This window comes from Micromonospora sp. NPDC051924, assembly GCF_055586005.1.
On record NZ_JBVJJA010000104.1, the window covers coordinates 1 to 5,053 of the forward strand.

The window sequence follows — 5,053 nt, forward strand, 5'->3', positions numbered from 1 at the left end:
GGTGTTTTCCACTCCCTCTTCTTGGGGGTTTTTTGGGCGGGGAACGGGTTCGAGGTCCGCGGAGGGCGCCCTCCGCGGACCTCGACATCAGATCAGAAGCATTCCTTGGCGCTCGGACCCACGTTCACCTTGAGCTTGAGGCCGTTCAGGGTGAAGACGCCGGCGCTGGTGGAGCGGGCCACCTGCTTCAGGTCGGTGATGACGACCTTGTCCGCGCTCTGGCCGAAGGACTTCGCCTGCGCGTCCGGGTTGAGGTCGGTCGCGTCCCGGCCGATCTTGATGTTGCTGAACTCCGCGTCACCCTCGAGGGAGTCCATGTCGATCAGCAGGTCGCTGGCGGTGGCCGGGTTGCCATTGCCACCGGCGTTGATGGTCAGCACGATCGGCACGCCCGGGATGCTGGCGTTCACCGACTGGCAGAGGTCGTACAGCTTGGCGTTGCCGATCTCGGAGACGGCCACCGGGTGCAGGGTGCCGTCCTTCTCCCGCGCGATGCCGCCGTACTGCTTGAAGCCGTCACCCTCGAGCTTCGAGGCGCCGACCTTGAAGGTCTGGCCCGAGACGGCGAACGAGGCGGCGATGGCGCCGTTCGCCATGCCCAGCACGATGCCGCCGGCCACGACGGTCGCCGGCACCATCATCGCGGCGAAGCGACGCCAGCGGGTGCCGCCACTCACCTGGCGGTCTTCCGATTCACTCACAGGTCCTCCTCGACGGGGGTGCGTCACCGACCGCGGGGCGCGACTCGGGACGGGAAAGCTGCGGGGCGGCGCGGAGACCGTAGTGCCGACGGGCCGCGCAGTACGCGGATTGGATGGTCTCGCGAAGCGACACACCTCACAAGTCCCTTGCTACTGACGGGTAACACAACCGTGGTATCAAGATCGCCGAGGGTTACCAACGGTTAACATCCCGGCAGCAACGAGCCTCGGGCAAAACGACTCGATTACGACAGGAAGACCGACAGGTTTCACCTGTGGTAGCCGTCACGGGTCTACGTCACAGTTCGGTAACGGAGCGCTGACAAACCGCTGAGGGTGAGGTGCCGCTCACCCGTACGGCCGACCTCGCCAACCGGTCGGCGTACCCGTCAGCCCCGGCCGTCCAACCAGGACGCCAGGAGGTGGTGATCGATCGAGTCGATCCGGCCGAGCGGACGTCCCGCCGCCACCCGGGCCCGCAGCTCCTCCCGGGTGAACCAACGCGCGTCCACCAACTCCTCGCCGTCCACCCGTACCTCGGTCGAAGCCGCCGTCGCCCGGAAACCCACCATGAGCCCGGCCGGGAACGGCCACGCCTGGGAACCCTGGTACGCGATCCCGGAGACCGTCACCCCGGCCTCCTCGGCCAGCTCCCGGCGTACCGCGTCCTCCAGGCTCTCGCCGACCTCCACGAAACCAGCCAGCGTCGACCAGGAACCCTCGGGCGCGCCCCGGTGCCGGGCCAGCAGGCAGCGCCCGGGCTCGTCCGGCGCCTCCACCAGTACGATCACGGCCGGCTCGATCCGGGGAAAGAGCAGCCGGCCGCAGCCGGGCCCGGTGCAGGACCGCGTGTGGCCGCCGTCCCGCGCCTCCGTCGCCGCCCCGCAGGCGCCGCAGTACCGCTGCCCCCGATGCCAGTGCAGCAGCCCCTTGGCGTACGCCTGCACGGCCGCCTCGGCCGCCCCCAGCCCACCCACCAGGGCCCGGACGTCCGCCGCCTCGGCCGCCCCGGCCAGCGCCAGCGCCTCCGGCTCGGGCCGGCCCGACAGGTCCGCGGCGAAGACCGCCCGACCGGCGTCCAGGCCGAGGAAGACCGTCTCATCGGCGGCGCCGAGCAGCCCGGCCGCGTCGACGGCGAGCGGGCGGACCGGCACCCGCTCCGCCGACACCAGGCAACGGTCCCGCCAGAACGGCAGCAGCACGCTCTCCCGCTCGCTCAGCCGCGCGGCGACCCACCCCGGGTCGCTGCGCAGCCCGCCCGCCCGGTCCAGCCAGCCGCCGCCGTACGCCAGGTCACGCTCGTCCGTCCGCACCCGCACACCGTCCCACGACCTGCATCCCCGCAGAGCCCCGGGACCGGGTGATCACCGCGACACCGCGCCGTTCCGCCGAACCGGGCGACGCCCGGACGGAGACTCCCGGCCGGCTCGAGCGTTGGTTACCGTAGGTGTCTCCCGGGGTGGGGGGAGCGGTCCCCACGTGATACTTCCGATCGAGGTTGCTGTGACGCTGTACGGGGAAAAACTCCCGCCCGCCGACGACCGGCCCACGGTGAAGGTCACCGCGGTGAGCTGGCCGGACGACGAGCCGGAATCCGCCGGCGCACCGGCCCCCGGCCGGCCCGCCTGGTTCCGGCGGGGACGGCTGCTGCTCGCCGGCGGGATCGCCGCGGCCGTGCTCGTCGCCGGCGTGGGTGCCGGCGCCTGGGCGTACGCGGGCGACGTGCCCCGGGGCACCACGGTGCTCGGCGCCGAGCTGGGCGGCCGGAGCCGGGCCGACGCGGCGCGGGCGCTCCAGGCCGTTCTGGACCGCCGCTCGGCGGAGTTGAACGCCCCGATCAAGGTCACGGTGGGCGAGCGGAGCGCCGAGCTGAAGCCCGCCGACGTCGGGCTCGCGGTCGACGTCGACGCCACCGTGGCGGCGGCCGCCGCGGTCGAGGCGCACGCGGTGAGCCGGCTCGTCGGCTCCCGCCGCACCATCGACCCGGTGGTGACGCTCGACGCGGCGCGGCTGGACACGGCGCTGCGCAGGGCGATGGGCGGGCAGGGCCGCGAGATGACCATGCCGGCGATCATCTTCACCGGCACCACCCCGAAGCCCGTCTACCCGAAGCCGGCGCTGACCGTCGAACAGAGCGGCGCGGCCGACGCGGTCAAGGCGGGCTGGCTCGCCGCCGCGCCGGTGACCGTGCCGCTGGTGGAGAAGTGGCCGGCGACCACCCGCGAGGAGGTGGACCGGCTCGTGGCCGAGCTGGCCCGGCCGGCCGTGGCCGCCCCGGTCACGCTCTCCACCGGCCCGGACTCGATCACCATCCCGCCCACCGCCATCGCCCGCAGCCTGCGTTTCTCCGCCGACGAGGCGGGCAGGCTGACCCCGCGGATCGACGTCAAACGGCTGCGCACCGCCCTCGGCGAGCGGCTCGCGAAGATCGAGGTCGAGCCGAGGGACGCCGGCCTGACCATCAGCGGCGGCAAGCCGAAGGTGGTGCCCGGCCGGCCCGGCCGGCAGCTCGACGCGGCCACCTTCGGTCCGGCCCTGCTCGCGGTGCTGCCGAAGGCGGACGGCCGGACCGTCACCGCCGAACTCAAGCCGGCCGAGCCGGAGCTGACCGAGGCGAAGCTGGCGGAGCTGGGCATCAAGGAGCGGGTCTCCACCTTCACCACCCGGTTCCCCGGCGGACTCTCCTCGCCGCGCAGCCAGAACATCGTCCAGGCGGCCAAGGACGTCGACGGCACGATCGTGCAGCCCGGTGAGACCTTCTCCCTCAACGCCCACACCGGCGAACGCGGCTACGACCAGGGCTACCAGGACGCGCCGACGATCGTGAACGGCAAGCTGGTGCCCGGTGTCGGCGGCGGCGTCTCCCAGTTCACCACCACGCTCTTCAACGCCACCTACTACGCCGGCCTGGAGGACGTCGAGCACAAGCCGCACTCGTTCTACTTCAGCCGCTACCCCGCGGTGATCGAGTCGACGATCTACTGGCCGGACCTCGACTTCAAGTTCCGCAACAACACGAAGCACGGCGTGCTCATCGACACCTCCTACACCTCCAGCACGATCACCGTGTCGATCTGGAGCACGAAGATCTACGACAGCGTGAAGACCGAATACAGCCCCCGCCGGGACATCACCCAGCCGAAGACGGTCTACCTGGAGCCCGGGCCCGACTGCATCTCCGCGGCGGGCAGCGAGGGCTTCGCCCAGGACGCCTACCGGGTCATCCGGAAGGACGGCAAGGTGATCAAGCGGGAGAAGTTCAGCTGGCGCTACGACCCGGAGCCGCGCTTCATCTGCGGTCCCGACCCGGCCGGCTGACCTCCGCCGCCCGCACGCACGGAACGGCCCCGCCGGCTCGTCGCCGGCGGGGCCGTCTCTGGTCGTACGCCCTCAGGGGCGGGCCTGGGCCAGGCCCTTCCGTACGCCGTCGGCGTCGCGGTCGGTGCCGTAGACCGGGGTGTCCGGCTGCTGGCGCCAGCTCTCGTCGAGCGTGCCGGCGTCCACCGGGTCGAAGCCGAGCTCCTCGACCAGCTCCATGACCAGCCGCTTGGCGTCGGCGTCGTCGCCGGCCACCGGCAACGCGATCCGTCCCGGCGTGCCGGACGGCTTGCCGTTGTCCATCAGGTGGGCGGCCTGGATGTTGTTGAAGGCCTTCACCACCCGGGCGCCCTTCAGGTGGTCCGCGGTCCACCGGCTGGAGCTGAGGCTCCGGTCGAGCAGCTCGGGGACATCGCCGTCACGCTGCGGGTAGTAGTTGTCGGCGTCGACGACGAGCTTGCCGTCGAAGAGTTCCGCCGGCAGGTCCGGCACGGCCTTCAGCGGGACGGCGATGGCGACCAGCTCCGCCCCCTGGACCGCGTCCTCCAGCGTCCCGGCCGTCGCGCCGGTCTCCGTCGCGAGGTCGGTCAGGCTCTGCGGCCCCCGGGAGTTGGTCACGGTCACGTCGTGGCCCAGGGCGCTCAGCCGACGGGTGAGGGTGCCACCGATGTGTCCTGACCCGATGATTCCGATCTTCATCACCACTCCTGCCTCCGCCAGCCCTGGCGGTGAGTTCCGGTCGAACCATCAAGCAGGTACCCCGCTCGGTCCGGCCCGATCATCGGCGAGGTGTACCGCAGGTCACGTTTCCGCCGTCGTGCCGGCCCTCCCGCACCGACGGTACGAGAACCGGCCGGTGGTGCGCGGCAGTTCGCGGAAGGAGGCGGCCCTGGCAATGGGGCCAAATACAGTGAGGGCCACCCCGACGGGGTGGCCCTCACTGGAAGATTGTCCGGCGGTGTCCTACTCTCCCACACCCTCCCGAGTGCAGTACCATCGGCGCTGGAGGGCTTAGCTTCCGGGTTCGGAATGTT

The 5,053-nt window shown here is 71.7% G+C and carries 4 protein-coding genes and 1 rRNA gene; 1 reads left to right on the plus strand and 4 read right to left on the minus strand.

The genetic code is table 11. The features are described 5' to 3' along the window. Positions 1-92: 92 nt before the first annotated feature. Together ACZ6S5_RS34755 and nudC are read right to left on the minus strand one after the other, a co-directional pair. A complete protein-coding gene (locus ACZ6S5_RS34755) occupies positions 93-641 on the minus strand; it encodes a DUF6230 family protein (protein ID WP_466006534.1) in 549 nt (182 codons plus the stop codon). A gap of 449 nt (positions 642-1,090) precedes the next feature. After that, the gene (gene nudC, locus ACZ6S5_RS34760; RefSeq protein WP_466006531.1) at positions 1,091-2,014 is read right to left on the minus strand and encodes an NAD(+) diphosphatase; all 924 of its coding nucleotides are present in this window, start codon (positions 2,012-2,014) and stop codon (positions 1,091-1,093) included. A gap of 190 nt (positions 2,015-2,204) precedes the next feature. Here nudC and ACZ6S5_RS34765 point away from each other — a divergent pair, with 190 nt between their 5' ends. Beyond that, positions 2,205-4,019: a VanW family protein gene (locus tag ACZ6S5_RS34765; RefSeq protein WP_466006532.1), complete on the plus strand. Its 1,815-nt coding sequence runs from the start codon at positions 2,205-2,207 to the stop codon at positions 4,017-4,019. Positions 4,020-4,091: 72 nt separating this feature from the next. Here ACZ6S5_RS34765 and ACZ6S5_RS34770 read toward each other — a convergent pair whose 3' ends face one another. Both ACZ6S5_RS34770 and rrf read right to left on the minus strand, forming a co-directional pair. Then, complete coding sequence (locus ACZ6S5_RS34770) at positions 4,092-4,718, minus strand: NADPH-dependent F420 reductase (RefSeq protein WP_466006533.1); 627 nt, start codon at positions 4,716-4,718, stop codon at positions 4,092-4,094. A 251-nt stretch (positions 4,719-4,969) separates the two neighbouring features. Then, positions 4,970-5,053 (minus strand): 5S ribosomal RNA (gene rrf / locus ACZ6S5_RS34775); the annotation flags it as partial.